We start from the raw sequence: 16,428 nt of genomic DNA on the forward strand, positions 1-16,428 counted from the left end.
GGGATAGAGCGACAATGGAAGGTTTCCTGCAGACGGCGCTGTCGTTCCCGACCGTGCTGTTCAGCTTTCTTCTGATCCTCGCGATCATCTACTGGGGCATCGTCGCCCTGGGCATGGTCGAGATCGATGTGCTCGATCTCGACGCCGAGTCGGTCGTCGATGGCGCCGGCCAGGCCGAAGGCCTCGCCGCGCTGCTGGCGAAGCTGAAACTCAACGGCGTACCGGTCACCCTGGTGCTGACCCTGCTGTCCTTCTTCGCCTGGTTCCTCTGCTACTTCGTCCAGCTGTGGCTGCTCAGCGCATTGCCGCTCGGCTGGCTGCGCTACCCGTTGGGCGCCGTGGTGGCGGTGGGCGCGCTGTTCCTGGCGGCGCCGCTGGCGGCCACGCTGTGCCGGCCGTTGCGGCCGCTGTTCCGCAAGCTGGAAAGCACCAGCAGCAAGTCGGTGCTGGGCCAGGTCGCGGTGGTGCGCAGCGGGCGGGTCACCCTGCAACATGGCGAGGCGTTGCTGGAAGACGGCGGCGCCGGGCTGATCCTGAAAGTTCGTGCGGAAGAAAACAAAGGCTTCAAGCGCGGCGATCGCGTCGTGCTGCTGGAGTACCTGGAGGCGGAGCACGCCTATCGGGTCGTTACCGAGGAAGAGTTCCGCGGTATCTGACCCGGGCTCGGTGAGAATCAAGGAGAACTGCTGCTATGGATATGACGTCGCTGATGCCCCTCCTGCTGGGAGTGGGCCTGGTTGTTCTGCTGGTCGTGGGCCTGCTGGCCCTGTTCAAGGCCTTCTACATCAAGGTCCCGCAAGGCACCGCGCTGATCGTCAACGACATGTCGTCGACGCCCAAGGTGCATTTCACCGGTGCGCTGGTCTATCCGGTGATCCACCTGAAGGAGTTCATGCGCATCTCGCTGATCACCCTGGAGGTCGACCGGCGCGGCAAGGACGGCCTGATCTGCCGCGACAACATGCGCGCGGACATCACCGTTGCCTTCTACCTGCGGGTCAACGAGACCCAGGACGACGTGCTCAAGGTGGCCAAGGCCATCGGCGTCGACCGTGCTTCCGACCGTTCGGCGGTGAACGAGCTGTTCAATGCCAAGTTCTCCGAGGCGCTGAAGACCGTCGGCAAGCAGTTCGACTTCGTCCAGCTGTTCGAGAATCGCCAGGACTTCCGTGACCGCATCATCGAGGTGATCGGCAACGACCTGAACGGCTACGTCCTGGAAGACGTCGCCATCGACTACCTGGAGCAGACCGCGAAGAACTCGCTGGACCCGAGCAACATCCTTGATGCCGAGGGCATCCGCAAGATCACCGAGCTGACCGCCACCCAGAACGTCATCACCAACGAACTGGAGCGCAACGAAGAGCTGGCGATCAAGAAGAAGAACGTCGAGACCCGCGAGGCGGCCCTGGCCCTGGAGCGCCAGCAGGCTGACGCCGAGGCCCGGCAGAAGCGCGAGATCGAGACCATCCGTGCCCGCGAGGAAGCGGAAACCGCGCGGGTCAAGGAAGAGGAGCGGCTGAAGGCCGAGCAGGCGCGGATCCAGGCGCAGCAGGAAATCGACGTGCGCACCGAGAACCACCAGCGCGAGGTCGAGGTGGCGCAGCAGAACCGCCAGCGCGCGGTGGTCATCGAGGTGGAGAAGGTCACCCGCGCCAAGGACCTGGAGATCGTCGCCCGCGAGCGTGAGGTGGAGCTGCAGAAGATCGAGAAGGAAAAGGCGCTGGAAGAGCAGCGCAAGAACATTGCCAATGTGATTCGCGAGCGCGTCGCGGTGGAAAAGACCGTGGCCCAGGAGGAGGAGCGGATCAAGGAGGTGCGCGAGGTTTCCGAGGCCGAGCGGGTCAAGCAGGTGATACTGCTGCAGGCCCAGGCGGAAGCCGAGCAGGAGCTGGTACGCCAGGTCAAGCAGGCGGAAGCCGACGAGGCCCGCTCCAAGCACAAGGCGGTGGAAATCAACACCATGGCGCAGGCCGAGCTGGAGGCGGCGTCGAAGCAGGCCGAGGCGAAGAAGCGTCTGGCCGAGGGCATCGAGGCCGAGCGCGCAGCGCCGGGCCTGGCCGATGCGCGGGTGCTGGAAGTCACCGCCGCGGCGAAGGAAAAGGATGGCTTGGCAGCGGCGCGGGTACGTGCCGAACAACTGATCGCCGAAGCCAGGGGCGACGAAGAGCGCGGCCTGGCCGACGCCCGGGTGCTCGAGGCGCAGGCCGCGGCCAAGGAGAAGGACGGCCTGGCCGAAGCCAAGGTGCTGGCCGAGAAGCTCGGCGCCCAGGCGCGCGGCGAGGAGCAGCTCGGCGCGGCCAAGGCCAAGGCCACCAAGGACCAGGGCAGCGCGGAAGCGGAAGTACTGCTGCAGCGCCTGAATGCCGAGGCCGAGGGGCTTGGCAAGAAGTTCGGCGCCCTGGATGCCCTCAGCGACAGCGCTCGCCAGCACGAAGAGTTCCGCATGCAGCTGGAGAAGAGCTTCGAGGAGGCCATGGCGGCCATCGCCGCGAACAAGGACATCGCCAAGGACCAGGCCGAGGTGCTCGCCACCGCGCTGGGCAAGGCGAACATCGAGATCGTCGGCGGCGAGGGCGACTTCTTCAACTCCTTCGCCAAGTCGCTGTCGGTGGGCAAGGCCATCGAAGGTGTGGTCGGCAAGAGCCCGGTGGTGCAGGACGTCCTCGCCCGCCTGCTCAACGGCCGTGGCGCAGCCGCTGCGGTGATGCCGGAACGCAAGAGCGGCCACGAGAACGAGCCGGCGGCGGAAGTCTGAGTCGACCCGCAGCCTCCTCCGCCAACTGCGGAGGCGTTCCGCCCGCGCCCTGAGCGGCGCAGCCCCTGGCGTGGCCTGTTGGCTGCGCCCGGGGCAGGCCGCTCGGGCCGGTTTCCATCGATGACCGCCGTAGACCCAGGAAGACCAGGATGTCGGACACTCAAGCCGCAACTCCCGCGCAGGACGTATTGGACAAGGCCGTTGCCGAGGGCGGCGCCTACGAGGTGCTGCACAAGCGCCTGCTGGAGCAGGGCCTGCGCCTGCGGCAGACCGCCGAAAGGCTCAACGCCAGTCGCCTGGAGGAGTTCGGCGACAGCCAGATGGATGTGATCGGCCGGGTCCGCATCCGTACCGAGAACAACTGCATCGCCCGCGATATCGTCCAGGTCGGCGATTGCCTGCTGTTCGGCTACAACGTGTTCATCGGCCTGCGCAAGGAAACCGGCGTGGCCGACGTGTTCTCCCTCTACCGCCTGGTGGAGGGCAGCGAAGGCTACGAGGCGGAGCCTGTGCCACTGGGGGACAGCTTTCTCGCCGCGCCGGGCTTCGTCAACGACTTCAACGAGCTTTACACCTACTACAAGAACACCCGCCTGCTGCAACTGGCGATCCGCGACGGCAAGCTGCTGGCCAGCTTCCAGATCGGCGAGCGGATCACCGACATCCGCGTGTTCCGCTGGTCGATCTCCAGCGACGGCAGCGAAGTCCGCTACATCGACAACCGCGGCGAGCGCGACATCGCCTTGCCGGCACCGTTCGACTTCGAATGGCAGCGGGCTACCCGCGAGATGGTGGTGGAGGGCCGCTTCCCGCATCTGAACATCCTCGACACCCTGTTCGTCGAGACCATTGGCGGCGACCTGACCATCAAGGTCGAGAACAACACCGAGGTCGGCCTGGGCATCTATCGCGAAGAGGTGATGGACAAGACCCAGTCGCTGGACGACGCGCAGGTTGAGTTCGCCCGCCTCGGCAGCCTGCTGCTGCTCAAGGTCCTGCCCTATCGCGAGGAGCAGTGGCGCTACCTGGTGTTCAACAGCCTGACCGGCAAGGTCGAGCGCATCGACGCCATCGGCCTGGCCTGCATCCAGTTGCCGGAGGACCACGGGATCATCTTCCCCGGCGGCTACTACCTGCAGAACGGCGAGTACCGCACCTTCGAGCAATCCATGGAAGGCATGCGCTTCAAGCGCTCGGTACGCTCGCCCAACGGCGAGGACGTGCAGTACGTTTTCTACCATCCCGAGCAGGGGCGGAACGTGCTGCTCACCTACAACCTGATCAACCGCCAGTTGCAGAATCCGCTGTTCGGCCACGGCTACGCGCGCTTGGAGGACGGGCGCATGGTGATCTTCGCCGCCGAAGGCGAGGAACCGACCCGCATCCATCCGATGCAGGTCTGGCAGACGCCGTTCTGCACCGAGGAGTACGCGGCCCGCCAACCGGCGCGTAGCGGTTTTCTCGGGCGGATCGGCAATGCCGAGCTGGTGCGCGGCGTCTCCGACCTCTACGACCTGTGCCGGGAGATCGAGACCCCGGCGGTTTCGATCCAGCGCTACTCGCTGCTGTGCCAGAACACCCAGCGCCTGTTCGACGTCTACCACTGGCTCGGCAGCGACCAACTGGACGGCTTGGCGCCGCTGTTGCGCGAAGTGGCGGCGACCGCCGAGCTGGTGCTCGACGAGTACGAGAAGGTCGAAAGTATCCGCCGCCAGTCGGCCCAGGCGATGATCGACGCGGAGGAGCGGCACAAGGCGCTGCTCTCCGGCTTGCTGCCCGACGGCTGGGACCGGGTGCAGCAGTTCGTCGACGGGCTCAATGGCATCACCGCCCAGCGTGGGTTGCTGCTGACCATCCGCGAGTACCGCTACATCGACGTGGCGCGACTCGACGCCATGGAGGCCGAACTGCTCGCGGCCCACGAGCGGGTGGCCGCCGCCACCGCGACCTTCCTCGCCAGCGAACAGGCCCTGCAGCCCTTGCTGGAGCGCCTGCAGAGCCTCGATGGCGAGGCGCAGAAAGCCGAGACCGTGGCCCAGCTCGGCGAGCCGCTGGCGGCCTTGGAGGCGATGGCCGGCGACCTCGACATGCTGTCCTCGCTGATGGCTTCGCTGCGCATCGACGACGCGACCCAGCGGACCCGCATCATCGAGTCGATCTCGGAGATCTACGCCCGCCTGAACCAGGCCAAGGCGCGCGCCGAGCAGCGGCGCAAGGGACTCGGTTCGAGCGAGACCGTGGCCCAGTTCGGCGCCCAGTTCAAACTGTTTGGCCAGGGCATCACCAACGCCCTGGCCCAGGCCCAGGACCCCGAGCGCTGCGACGAGCAACTGTCGCGCCTGCTGGTGCAACTGGAGGAACTGGAAAGCCAGTTCGGCGACCATGAGCAGTTCCTCGGCGACATCCTGGCCAAGCGCGAGGAGCTGCTGGAAACCTTCGAAGCGCACAAGCAGACCCTGCTCGACGAGCGCCAGCGCAAGGCCCAGGGACTGCTCGACGCCGCCCGGCGAATTCTCGACAGCCTGCAACGACGCACCGCGCGCTTCACCCAGGCGGAGGAACTGAACGCGTTCTTCGCCGCCGACCCGCTGATCCTCAAGTTGCGCGAACTGGCCGAACGTCTTCGCGAATTGAAGGACAGCGTCAAGGCCGACGACGTCGAGGCGCGCCTGAAGGCCGCGCGCGACCAGGCGGTCCGCGCATTGCGCGACAAGAGCGAGCTGTTCGAGGAGGGCGGCGACGTCATCCGCCTGGGCCCGCGCCACCGCTTCAGCGTCAACACCCAGGAACTCGACCTGACCCTGATGCCGCGCGGCGACGCGCTGTACCTGCACCTGACCGGCACCGATTTCCTCGAACCGCTGCAGGACCCGCGGCTCAATGAGTTGCGCGAGTTCTGGCAGGTGAACCTGGAATCCGAATCGGAGACGCTGTACCGCGCCGAATATCTCGCCGGCGAAGTGCTCGCCGCCGCCGACGCGGGCTGCGATGGCTTCAGCCTGGAGCGCTTGCAGGCGCTGCTGGCGCAGCCGGACGAGCTGGCGCGGGCGATCCGCGATTTCGCCGCACCGCGCTACAAGGAGGGCTACGAGAAAGGCATTCACGACCACGATGCGGCGGCGATCCTGGTTCGCCTGCTGCCGTTGCGCGAGAGCGCCGGACTGCTACGCTACGCACCCTCGGCGCGGGCCTTCGCCAGCCTGTTCTGGAGCCGCCGGCGCGAGGAGCGGGAAGTCGCCGGCTGGCCCGAGCGGGCACGCAGCAGCCGCAGCATCCAGCAGATGTTCGGTCGTGACGACGGCCTGCTCGCCCTTCGCGGCGAAGTGGCCGTGGCGATGCGTGCGCTGCTCGCCGAACAGCCCATCGCGCTGGACCCGCAGCATATCGACGAGGCGGCCGAGTACCTGGTCTGGGAATTGTCCGCCGAGCGTCCCGAATTCACCTTCAGCAAATATGCCCGGCAATTGCAGGAAGGACTCAAGCTGCGCCTGCAAGGCGCGCGTCTATGGGACGACTACCGGCAGACCCTGGAGCGTCTCGGCGAGCGGCCCGCCGCCCAGTGGGAATTGGCCGGCAACTGGCTGCGCGGACTATGTGGCGACGCCGAGTTCCAGCCGCTGGCGGCCTACCTGGACGAGGCGGTGGCGCTCTCGTTGCTGGACGAGGAGATGCCACGACGGATCACCGAGGTCGACCTGCGCTTCCAGGTCGACGGCCTGATGGGCGAGCATCCGCGCATCTTCGAACGCGGCCTGGCGCTGGCGGTGGACGACTTCTTCGGCCGCCTGCGTCGCCATCGCCAGCAATTCCTGCCGGGGCTGCGGCGCTACCAGGCGCTGCGCCAGGAGATCGTCGAACACGAGCGCGAGGCATTGCGCCTGGCCGAGTTCAAGCCGCGACCGCTGTCCTCGTTCGTTCGCAACAAGCTGATCAATGACGTCTACCTGGGTGTCATCGGCGACAACCTGGCCAAGCAGATGGGGACGGTGGGCGAGAACAAGCGCACCGACCTGATGGGCCTGCTGATGCTGATCTCCCCGCCAGGCTACGGCAAGACCACCCTGATGGAGTACGTGGCGCACCGCCTGGGGCTGATCTTCATGAAGATCAACGGTCCTGCCCTCGGCCACGAGGTGCGCTCGCTCGACCCCGGGCAGGCGCCGGACGCGACTTCGCGGCAGGAACTGGAGAAGCTCAACCTGGCGCTGGAGATGGGCAACAACGTGATGCTCTATGTCGACGACATCCAGCACACCCATCCGGAGTTCCTGCAGAAGTTCATCTCCCTCTGCGACGGCACGCGCCGGGTGGAAGGGGTGTGGAAGGGCCGGACCAAGACCTACGACATGCGTGGGCGGAAGTTCTGCGTGGTGATGGCGGGCAACCCCTACACCGAGTCCGGCGAGGTCTTCCGCATTCCCGACATGCTCGCCAACCGCGCCGACATCTACAACCTCGGCGACACCCTCAGCGGCATGCAGGAGGCGTTCTCCCTCAGCTACATCGAGAACGCCCTGACCTCCAACCCGGTTCTCGCGCCGCTGGCCACCCGCGACATGGCCGACGTCTATCGCTTCGTCGCCAAGGCCGAGGGCAAGCCGTTCTCCAGCAACGAGCTGGCCCACGGCTACAGCGGTGCCGAGATCAACGAGATCAGCAGCACCCTGCAACGCCTCATGCAGGTGCGCGACGTGGTGCTCAAGGTCAACCAGCAGTACATCGCCAGCGCCGCCCAGGCCGACCAGTACCGCAGCGAGCCGCCGTTCAAGCTGCAGGGCAGCTACCGCAACATGAACAAGATGGCGGAGAAGATCTCCGCGGTGATGAACGATGCCGAGCTGCTGCAACTGATCGCCGACCACTACCAGGGCGAGTCGCAACTGCTGACCACCGGAGCCGAGGAGAACCTGCTGAAGCTCGCCGAACTGCGCGGCAACCAGAGCCCCGAGCAGGCCGAGCGCTGGGCGCAGATCAAGCGTGACTTCCTGCGCAACAAGTCCATGGGCGGCAGCGACGCCGACGTCGGCGGACGGCTGGTTGCGCAGCTCAACGACCTTGTGGAAAGCGTCCGTGGCCTGGCTCGCGAACCCCAGCCGGTACAACCGGCGCCCTGGGACGAGTTGTTGGCTGGATTGCGCCAGCTCGGCCAGGGTGCGCCGGCGCTGAACGTCGAGGTGACGGCGCCTGCGCAGCCGGGCGTGCAGCAGGTGCTGGAGAGCCTTGCCGCCTGCCTGCAGGACAGTTTCCTGCCGCTGATCAAGGTGATGGACCGCAAGATCGACGTCGACCTGCGCACGCACAACCGCATCAACGAGATATCCAGCCGCCTCGACGAACTGGGCCGGTTGCTGGGCGGCGAGCAGAGGCCGCTGGAGAACGATCAACCCTGAGGACACGAGGAGCGGGAAATGGACTTCGACGGATTGGACCGCCAGCTGCGCGACAGCCTGGCCGATCTGAAACTGAGCAACGAGGAGCGGGACGAACTGCGCCAACTGGGCAGCGAGCTGGCACCCGACCAAGTGCGTTTCCTGCGCAACCGTGCCTTCGACCTGGTGCGTGAGCTGGTCCTCCTGGAGGAGCAGGGCGAACGGATAGCCGCTCTGAAGTGGCTGGAGCAGGTGGTGCGCACCCTGGAGGTTACCGCGGCGCCGCCGCGCAGCCGCGCCAGCGCCTATTTCAGTCCCGGCGAGGAGTGTCGGCGGAAGATCCGCGAACTGTGCCGGCAGGCCAGGCAGAGCCTGGACATCTGCGTGTTCACCATCTCCGACGACCAGCTCAGTGCGGAAATCCTGGCCTGCCATCGGCGCGGCGTTCCGGTGCGGATCATCAGCGACGATGACAAGCAGTTCGACGAAGGCAGCGACATCCATGCGCTGCGCGAGGCCGGCGTGCCGCTGCGAATCGACGACAGTCCCTTCCACATGCACCACAAGTTCGCCCTGGTGGATGGCGCCTGGCTGCTCAACGGCAGTTTCAACTGGACCCGCAGCGCCAGCGTCAACAACGAAGAGAACCTGCTGGTAACCGACGACGCCGTGCTGATCGGCGCCTATCGGCGCGAGTTCGAGGAACTCTGGGGCCGCTACGCCCCGCGCTGAGCGGCAGCGACGCGAGAAAGGCAGGGCAGGCGGTCGGCCGGCGGACCGCACGCGGGCGGGTTTCAGGTTAGACTTGCGCCCTTTCGCTTCCCACGCCGGTATTCCCATGGCCCTGCAATCCACGCCCTATAAAGCCGATATTTCCCTCACCGACCTGGACCGCGGGGTCTACGAGACGTTGCGCCTGACCGTGGCCCGGCACCCCTCCGAGACCGAGGAGCGCCTGGCCGTGCGCTTGCTGGCCTATGTGCTGTGGTACGGCGAGCAGATCGCCTTCGGGCGTGGCCTGTCGGACGTGGACGAACCGGCGCTCTGGGAAAAGAGCCTGGACGGCCGGGTCCTGCACTGGATCGAAGTCGGCCAGCCGGACGCCGAGCGCATCACCTGGTGCTCGCGTCGCTGCGAGCGCTTCAGCCTGCTCGCCTATGGCAACCTGCGGGTCTGGCAGACCAAGGTGCTGGACAGCGTGCGCAGCCTGAAGAACATCAACGTCGCGGCAGTGCCCCAGGAACCCCTGGAGAGCCTGTCCCGCGACCTGCCGCGTTCGATCAACTGGACCGTGATGATCAGCGAGGGCACCCTGTTCGTCACCGACGAGAACGGCCAGCACGAGTTGCAGCTGGAGTGGCTGCAGGGCGAGCGTTGATCGCCGCCGCCGTTTCCTTCCGTCGAGCCGAACGAGTGACCTGATGCGTATCGAACCCCGCCCCCTGCCCGAAACCCTGCCCGATCTCGGCGACCTTCCGCCATTGCTGGCGCGCCTGTACGCGGCTCGTGGCGTGCGTTGCGCCGAGGAGCTGGACAAGGGCCTGGCGCGGCTGATTCCCTACCAGCGGCTGAAAGGCATCGAGGAGGGCGTGGCGCTGCTGGTGGACGCCCTGGAGGGCGGCCAGCGGATTCTCATCGTCGGCGACTTCGACGCCGACGGCGCCACCGCCAGCAGCGTCGGCGTGCTGGCCCTGCGCATGCTCGGCGCGGCCTGGGTCGATTACCTGGTGCCGAACCGCTTCGAGTACGGCTACGGCCTGACCCCGGAGATCGTCGGCGTGGCCCTGGAGAAGCGTCCCGACCTGCTGGTGACGGTGGACAACGGCATCTCCAGCGTGGACGGCGTCCAGGCGGCGAAAGCCGCGGGGCTCAAGGTGCTGGTCACCGACCACCACCTGCCTGGCCCGGAACTGCCGGCGGCGGATGCGATCATCAACCCCAACCAGCCGGGCTGCGAATTCCCCAGCAAGGCCATGGCCGGGGTCGGGGTGATCTTCTATGTGATGCTGGCGTTGCGGGCGCGCCTGCGCGAGCTGGACTGGTTCGCCCGGCGCGGGCTGAAGGAACCGAACCTCGCCGAGCTGCTCGACCTGGTGGCGCTGGGCAGCGTCGCCGATGTGGTGCCGCTCGATGCCAACAACCGCATCCTGGTCCACCAGGGCCTCGCGCGCATCCGCGCCGGCCGCGCCCGGCCGGGCTTGCGCGCGCTGCTGGAGGTGGCCGGGCGGCCTCCGGTACGGATCACCTCCACCGACCTGGGTTTCATCCTCGGTCCGCGCCTGAACGCGGCGGGTCGGCTCGACGACATGTCCCTCGGCATCGAATGCCTGCTCTGCGACGACGAAGCGCTGGCCCGCGACATGGCGGTGCAGCTCGACCAGTTGAACCAGGACCGCAAGGCCATCGAGCAGGGTATGCAGCGCGAGGCGCTGGCGCAGCTCAAGGAGCTGAGCCTGGAGCAACTGCCGTTCGGCTTGTGCCTGTTCGACGCCGACTGGCACCAGGGCGTGATCGGAATCCTCGCCTCGCGCCTGAAGGAGCGCTACCACCGGCCGACCATCGCCTTCGCCGATGCCGGCGACGGCAGCCTGAAAGGCTCGGCACGGTCGATTCCCGGCTTCCACATCCGCGACGCGCTGGACGCGGTAGCCGCCCGTCATCCCGGGCTGATCAGCAAGTTCGGCGGCCACGCGATGGCTGCCGGACTATCGTTGCCGCAGGAAAACTTCGGCGCTTTCTCCGCCGCCTTCGATGCCGAAGTACGCCGCCAACTGGCCGAGGAGGACCTGGCCGGGCGCCTGCTCTCCGATGGCCAGTTGAGCATCCAGGAGTTCCACCTGGAGCTGGCGCGCGCGTTGCGCCAGGCCGGTCCCTGGGGCCAGCACTTTCCCGAGCCGATGTTCCACGGGGTGTTCCAGCTGGTGCAGCAGCGGATCGTCGGCGAGCGTCACCTGAAGCTGGTGCTGAAAAGCGAATGCGGCTCGCTGCAACTGGATGGCATTGCCTTCAACATCGACCGCGAGCAGTGGCCCAACCCTACCGTGCGCTGGGCCGAGCTGGCCTACAAGCTCGACGTCAACGAATTCCGCGGCCAGGAAAGCGTGCAACTGATGATCGTCCACATGGCCCCTCGCTGAGCGCGTCCCGGAGCTGGGGGCAACCTAGCTGCCACCTGCTTTTCTGCTAGCTATTCCAGCGAAAACATACAGATTTCCGGCGAAATCAAGGCTACCTGCCAGTTCTGGCAGGTTTGGCCGCGGGTTCTTTTTGGTACACGAAAGCACCGTCGAAAACGGGACCGAGCCAGGGGAGTGCAGTTCCTTCTACCCGAAGGACTGATACGGCTGTTCCGATCAGCCCACAAGGCGGCGGTAAGCGTCGGCCGAGTACTTCGGCCTGAAAAAACCAGGAGAACTGAACAAGATGAAGAAGGTTTCTACGCTTGACCTGTTGTTCGTTGCGATCATGGGTGTTTCGCCGGCCGCTTTTGCCGCCGACCTGATCGACGTGTCCAAACTCCCCAGCAAGGCTGCCCAGGGCGCGCCCGGCCCGGTCACCTTGCAAGCCGCGGTCGGCGCTGGCGGTGCCGACGAACTGAAAGCGATCCGCAGCACGACCCTGCCCAACGGCAAGCAGGTCACCCGCTACGAGCAATTCCACAACGGCGTACGGGTGGTCGGCGAAGCCATCACCGAAGTCAAGGGTCCCGGCAAGAGCGTGGCGGCGCAGCGCAGCGGCCATTTCGTCGCCAACATCGCTGCCGACCTGCCGGGCAGCACCACCGCGGCGGTATCCGCCGAGCAGGTGCTGGCCCAGGCCAAGAGCCTGAAGGCCCAGGGCCGCAAGACCGAGAATGACAAAGTGGAACTGGTGATCCGCCTGGGCGAGAACAACATCGCCCAACTGGTCTACAACGTCTCCTACCTGATTCCCGGCGAGGGACTGTCGCGGCCGCATTTCGTCATCGACGCCAAGACCGGCGAAGTGCTCGATCAGTGGGAAGGCCTGGCCCACGCCGAGGCGGGCGGCCCCGGCGGCAACCAGAAGATCGGCAAGTACACCTACGGTAGCGACTACGGTCCGCTGATCGTCAACGACCGCTGCGAGATGGACGACGGCAACGTCATCACCGTCGACATGAACGGCAGCACCGACGACAGCAAGACCACGCCGTTCCGCTTCGCCTGCCCGACCAACACCTACAAGCAGGTCAACGGCGCCTATTCGCCGCTGAACGACGCGCATTTCTTCGGCGGCGTGGTGTTCAAACTGTACCGGGACTGGTTCGGCACCAGCCCGCTGACCCACAAGCTGTACATGAAGGTGCACTACGGGCGCAGCGTGGAGAACGCCTACTGGGACGGCACGGCGATGCTCTTCGGCGACGGCGCCACCATGTTCTATCCGCTGGTGTCGCTGGACGTGGCGGCCCACGAGGTCAGCCACGGCTTTACCGAGCAGAACTCCGGGCTGATCTACCGCGGGCAATCAGGCGGAATGAACGAAGCGTTCTCCGACATGGCCGGCGAGGCAGCCGAGTTCTACATGCGCGGCAAGAACGACTTCCTGATCGGCTACGACATCAAGAAGGGCAGCGGTGCGCTGCGCTACATGGACCAGCCCAGCCGCGACGGGCGATCCATCGACAACGCGTCGCAGTACTACAACGGCATCGACGTGCACCACTCCAGCGGCGTGTACAACCGTGCGTTCTACCTGTTGGCCAATTCGCCGGGCTGGGATACCCGCAAGGCCTTCGAGGTGTTCGTCGACGCCAACCGCTACTACTGGACCGCCACCAGCAACTACAACAGCGGCGCCTGCGGGGTGATTCGCTCGGCGCAGAACCGCAACTACTCGGCGGCTGACGTCACCCGGGCGTTCAGCACCGTCGGCGTGACCTGCCCGAGCGCGTTGTAAGCTCGGTGGTCCCGGCCGGCACTCCAGGAAGGAATGCCGGTCGGGGTCGCTCAAGCCGTCTTCCGCCAGGAGGGCGGCTGCTTTATGTCGCTTGGGCCGTTGGCCTCCGCGAACCCGGTCTAAAGTTCAGGTGTGAGCACTTATTCCAAGACCGACCGGGAGTCCTGCCATGAGTCTGCTGTTCGAGCCTCTTAGCCTGCGTCAAATCACCTTGCCCAACCGCATCGCCGTATCGCCCATGTGCCAGTACTCGGCGCAGGAGGGCCTGGCCAACGACTGGCATCTCGTGCACCTGGGCAGCCGCGCGGTGGGCGGCGCCGGCCTGGTGATAGTCGAAGCCACCGCGGTGTTGCCCGAGGGGCGCATCACCGCTGACGACCTCGGCATCTGGAGCGACGCGCATGTCGAGCCGTTGCATCGCATCACCCGTTTCATCGAGTCCCAGGGCGCGGTCGCCGGGGTCCAGCTGGCCCACGCCGGGCGCAAGGCGAGTACCTGGCGGCCGTGGCTGGGCAAGCACGGCAGCGTGCCGATCGGCGACGGCGGCTGGATACCGGTGGCGCCGTCGGCGATCCCGTTCGATCCCCAGCACACGACCCCCGAGGCCCTGAGCGAGGCGCAGATCGAGGCGCTGGTGCAGGCCTTCGTACGCGCCGCCGAGCGCTCCCTGGCTGCCGGCTTCAAGGTCGCGGAGGTGCATGCGGCCCACGGCTACCTGTTGCATCAGTTCCTCTCGCCGCTGTCGAACCAGCGTCGCGACCAGTACGGCGGCTGCTTCGAGAACCGCATCCGCCTGCTTCTGCAGGTCACCGCCGCGGTGCGCAAGGCCTGGCCGCAAGAGTTGCCGCTATTCGTGCGGCTGTCCGCCACCGACTGGGTGGAGGATGGCTGGAACCCCGACGAGACCGTGGAACTGGCCCGGCACCTGAAGGACCTGGGCGTGGACCTGATCGACGTGTCTTCCGGCGGTACCGCGGCAAATGCGGAAATCCCGGTAGGACCGGGCTACCAGACCGAGTTCGCCGAACGGGTGAAGAAGGAGGCCGGCATCGCCAGCGGCACGGTGGGCATGATCACCGAGCCGGTGCAGGCCGAGCATATCCTGCGCACCGGTCAGGCCGACCTGATCCTGCTTGCCCGTGAACTGCTGCGCGATCCGTACTGGCCGTTGCACGCCGCCGACGAACTGCGCAACGAGCAGATGCCCTGGCCGCCGCAGTACCTGCGAGCCGCTCATCGCAGCACGCCGCCGCGCAAATCCCTGGAAATGCAGTGAGCCGTCGGGGCCGTCGGCGCGGCGAGGCGCTGGCGGCCCACCTGATGGAAACCTTTGCCGACCTTGGCGGTCTGCCTGGCATCAGGAAATCAACCTGAGCGTTTCGTGGGAGATATTGCGTAATGGCAATATGATGTTATTCTCCCGCGACGTTCGCTCCGGACCGCACTTCGAGAAAGGATGCTCGCATGCACGCCAACGCCGGTTCTCCCCACGCCTCCCTGCCTGACAGCGATGTCGCCCTGCTGGCCAATATCCTGGTCCTGGCGACACGCAACATGAACAACATGACCACCATGCTGGCGCACCTTTCGGTGGAGCTCAGCCAGAGCGAAGAGCCACGCCTGCAACGGGTCGGTCATCGGGTCCTGAACGAACTCTCGGAGCTGGGGGCCGCCCTGGAGACCCAGTGGGACCTGATCGGCGCGCTGGCGCGTTTCTCACCCCTGCTCGAACGTACCCTGCCGCGCCAGGAACCCCTGGTCACCGAGATCCACCTCACCGAACTGCCGGGCCAGGCGCTGCCGCCCTCCGCCTGATCGGCGCGTCGCTCAGCCCTGCGCGGGGCGCTGCGACAGGTGTTCCAGGTAGCAGGCGATGATGTCCACCGACAGCTTGAGGCGGGTTTCCAGCAGCGCCATGGTCGGCTGGAAGTCGGCCACGCTGAGGGCCTTGAGGAACAGGTCGGCCTTGAGCATCTCGAGAAACTGGCAGGCCACCGCGTAGAGCGTTTCCTCGTCCATGTGGGGAGCGACCGCGGCCAGTCGCTCGCTGAGCAGCAGATAGCTCTGCTGCGGCCCCTGCTCGTAGAAGGACTTGCCGATCGCCGGAAACCGCGGGGATTCCGCCACCACCAGGCGATAGAGGCTCTGGCAGCGGGGATCGAGCAGGCTGGTGAGAAAGCGCCGGCCGAAATGCTCGAGGGTGGCGCTCAGCGTGGCGGCGGGGCGCGGCTGATCGGCGCTGTCGTCGAAGATTTCCTCGATCATGTGGGCGATCACCGCGGCGAACAGGCCCTCCTTGCCGCCGAAGGAGCTGTACAGGGTCCCCCGTGAACCACCGGCCCGTTCTATCACCATGTCCAGGGTGGTGCCTTCGAAACCGTGTTCGAGAAAGGCCTGGGTAGCGGCGTCGAGCATGGCGCGGCGGCGTTGCCTGCCGCGTTCGGTCAGACGGGGAGAAGCATCGTTCATGAGCGGTATCGGGCCTCGCGGGGTGGCGGTCGGAAGGTGCGCATGGTGGGCCGTCGGGACGGTCCGTTCAAGCCTCCAGGCGGTTTGCTGAGAGCGTTTCTCGTTAGGGTTGACGCTGGTCATTTAAGAACTGTATCGTACAGTACTGTTTTGGCAAGCACTTCCGCTCATTCCTCCGCCTTGCCTCCCCGCAGGAGTCCCCCCATGAATGCCCCCGCTAAGAGCCTGTTGGATATCGATGCCTTTCCCTTGGTCCAGGTCCGCGAGATGCCCCGCGAGCTGGCCGATGTCGAGCGCTGGTTGGAGGAGGTCGAGGCGCTGCTGGCCGTCGAGCGCGATTTCGCCCTGGTCTATCCGCCGCTCCCGCAGGAAACAGCTGAAGGCGACCAGCAGGCGCGCAAGCGCCTGGTGTTGTGGCTCAAGGAAAATCGCCAGCGCTTCGTCGAGCATTGCCGGGGCATCCTGCTCAGTGCTAACGGCCAGCCGGACAACCTCGCCGACCTGCAGCAACTGGCGCCGGTGCTGCAGGCTGTCTACGGCCCGCCGGTGAGCGTGGCGCCGGACCTGGCGTCCGCCCGCGGCATGGCGAAGGCACTGCTGAGCGGGCCGGCGACGGGGATGAACTGGTGACGCCGCCATGTCCCTGAACACTCCGCGCAACAAACCGTCCCGCACCGAGACCGAAGCTGTCGCTGCCAGCTCGGGACGATCCGCCGTCGGCCGGCGGGATTACACCGAGCAGCTGCGCCGGGCAGCCCGGCGCAATGCCTGGGACCTCTACGGCGAGCACTTCTACTGAGCGGGCGTGCCGGATTGCCATTGGTGCGGGCGATGGAACACATCGTTTGATTCCTGGGCTCTTTACCTCAAGTTAACTTGAGCTATCAGAATCCGCGCAGAGCGTCTGGCGAT

At 66.3% G+C, this 16,428-nt stretch carries 12 protein-coding genes; 11 read left to right on the forward strand and 1 reads right to left on the reverse strand.

Annotated elements, in window-relative coordinates; translation table 11 throughout:
* Positions 1 to 14: 14 nt before the first annotated feature.
* The 9 genes from ACYAF3_RS17620 to ACYAF3_RS17660 all read left to right on the forward strand — a co-directional run bounded on the left by ACYAF3_RS17620 (position 15) and on the right by ACYAF3_RS17660 (position 14,862).
* The gene (locus tag ACYAF3_RS17620; RefSeq protein WP_003100672.1) at positions 15 to 656 is read left to right on the forward strand and encodes a hypothetical protein; all 642 of its coding nucleotides are present in this window, start codon (positions 15 to 17) and stop codon (positions 654 to 656) included.
* 35 nt (positions 657 to 691) lie between these two features.
* Positions 692 to 2,758: a flotillin family protein gene (locus tag ACYAF3_RS17625; RefSeq protein WP_003113833.1), complete on the forward strand. Its 2,067-nt coding sequence runs from the start codon at positions 692 to 694 to the stop codon at positions 2,756 to 2,758.
* A 149-nt stretch (positions 2,759 to 2,907) separates the two neighbouring features.
* Positions 2,908 to 8,148, forward strand: coding sequence for a DNA repair ATPase (locus ACYAF3_RS17630; protein WP_128669562.1), 5,241 nt, complete (start codon positions 2,908 to 2,910; stop codon positions 8,146 to 8,148).
* A gap of 18 nt (positions 8,149 to 8,166) precedes the next feature.
* The gene (locus ACYAF3_RS17635; protein WP_003100680.1) at positions 8,167 to 8,859 is read left to right on the forward strand and encodes a phospholipase D-like domain-containing protein; all 693 of its coding nucleotides are present in this window, start codon (positions 8,167 to 8,169) and stop codon (positions 8,857 to 8,859) included.
* Between the two features lie 106 nt (positions 8,860 to 8,965).
* On the forward strand, positions 8,966 to 9,505 hold the full coding sequence (locus ACYAF3_RS17640) for a YaeQ family protein (protein WP_003092594.1): 540 nt from the start codon (positions 8,966 to 8,968) through the stop codon (positions 9,503 to 9,505).
* 43 nt (positions 9,506 to 9,548) lie between these two features.
* On the forward strand, positions 9,549 to 11,264 hold the full coding sequence (gene recJ / locus ACYAF3_RS17645; RefSeq protein WP_003100681.1) for a single-stranded-DNA-specific exonuclease RecJ: 1,716 nt from the start codon (positions 9,549 to 9,551) through the stop codon (positions 11,262 to 11,264).
* Positions 11,265 to 11,550: 286 nt separating this feature from the next.
* Positions 11,551 to 13,047 carry a M4 family elastase LasB gene (lasB, locus tag ACYAF3_RS17650; protein ID WP_003100682.1) on the forward strand — a complete coding sequence of 499 codons (1,497 nt, stop codon included), beginning with the start codon at positions 11,551 to 11,553 and terminating at the stop codon, positions 13,045 to 13,047.
* Between the two features lie 169 nt (positions 13,048 to 13,216).
* Positions 13,217 to 14,323, forward strand: coding sequence for an NADH:flavin oxidoreductase/NADH oxidase (locus ACYAF3_RS17655; RefSeq protein ID WP_003113836.1), 1,107 nt, complete (start codon positions 13,217 to 13,219; stop codon positions 14,321 to 14,323).
* A gap of 188 nt (positions 14,324 to 14,511) precedes the next feature.
* Positions 14,512 to 14,862: a hypothetical protein gene (locus ACYAF3_RS17660; protein WP_003100685.1), complete on the forward strand. Its 351-nt coding sequence runs from the start codon at positions 14,512 to 14,514 to the stop codon at positions 14,860 to 14,862.
* Positions 14,863 to 14,874: 12 nt separating this feature from the next.
* Here ACYAF3_RS17660 and nalC read toward each other — a convergent pair whose 3' ends face one another.
* Entirely contained in the window at positions 14,875 to 15,516 is a 642-nt protein-coding gene (gene nalC, locus ACYAF3_RS17665; protein ID WP_003109635.1) for an efflux system transcriptional repressor NalC, read from the reverse strand.
* Positions 15,517 to 15,720: 204 nt separating this feature from the next.
* Here nalC and ACYAF3_RS17670 point away from each other — a divergent pair, with 204 nt between their 5' ends.
* Together ACYAF3_RS17670 and armR are read left to right on the forward strand one after the other, a co-directional pair.
* Complete coding sequence (locus tag ACYAF3_RS17670) at positions 15,721 to 16,146, forward strand: hypothetical protein (protein WP_003100688.1); 426 nt, start codon at positions 15,721 to 15,723, stop codon at positions 16,144 to 16,146.
* A 7-nt stretch (positions 16,147 to 16,153) separates the two neighbouring features.
* Positions 16,154 to 16,315 (forward strand): MexR antirepressor ArmR, encoded by a 162-nt coding sequence (gene armR / locus ACYAF3_RS17675; RefSeq protein ID WP_003100689.1) that lies wholly within the window; start codon positions 16,154 to 16,156, stop codon positions 16,313 to 16,315.
* Positions 16,316 to 16,428 lie beyond the last annotated feature (113 nt).

Source organism: Pseudomonas sp. TZ252, from assembly GCF_056110345.1.

What these genes read in the sequence shown, in the direction of transcription:
- recJ (WP_003100681.1), top strand. Translation starts at nt 9,549, where the DNA reads ATGCGTATCGAACCCCGCCCCCTGCCCGAAACCCTGCCCGATCTCGGC.
- lasB (WP_003100682.1), top strand. Translation starts at nt 11,551, where the DNA reads ATGAAGAAGGTTTCTACGCTTGACCTGTTGTTCGTTGCGATCATGGGT.
- ACYAF3_RS17630 (WP_128669562.1), top strand. Translation starts at nt 2,908, where the DNA reads ATGTCGGACACTCAAGCCGCAACTCCCGCGCAGGACGTATTGGACAAG.
- armR (WP_003100689.1), top strand. Translation starts at nt 16,154, where the DNA reads ATGTCCCTGAACACTCCGCGCAACAAACCGTCCCGCACCGAGACCGAA.
- ACYAF3_RS17660 (WP_003100685.1), top strand. Translation starts at nt 14,512, where the DNA reads ATGCACGCCAACGCCGGTTCTCCCCACGCCTCCCTGCCTGACAGCGAT.
- ACYAF3_RS17655 (WP_003113836.1), top strand. Translation starts at nt 13,217, where the DNA reads ATGAGTCTGCTGTTCGAGCCTCTTAGCCTGCGTCAAATCACCTTGCCC.
- ACYAF3_RS17670 (WP_003100688.1), top strand. Translation starts at nt 15,721, where the DNA reads ATGAATGCCCCCGCTAAGAGCCTGTTGGATATCGATGCCTTTCCCTTG.
- ACYAF3_RS17640 (WP_003092594.1), top strand. Translation starts at nt 8,966, where the DNA reads ATGGCCCTGCAATCCACGCCCTATAAAGCCGATATTTCCCTCACCGAC.
- nalC (WP_003109635.1), bottom strand. Translation starts at nt 15,516, where the DNA reads ATGAACGATGCTTCTCCCCGTCTGACCGAACGCGGCAGGCAACGCCGC.
- ACYAF3_RS17635 (WP_003100680.1), top strand. Translation starts at nt 8,167, where the DNA reads ATGGACTTCGACGGATTGGACCGCCAGCTGCGCGACAGCCTGGCCGAT.
- ACYAF3_RS17625 (WP_003113833.1), top strand. Translation starts at nt 692, where the DNA reads ATGGATATGACGTCGCTGATGCCCCTCCTGCTGGGAGTGGGCCTGGTT.
- ACYAF3_RS17620 (WP_003100672.1), top strand. Translation starts at nt 15, where the DNA reads ATGGAAGGTTTCCTGCAGACGGCGCTGTCGTTCCCGACCGTGCTGTTC.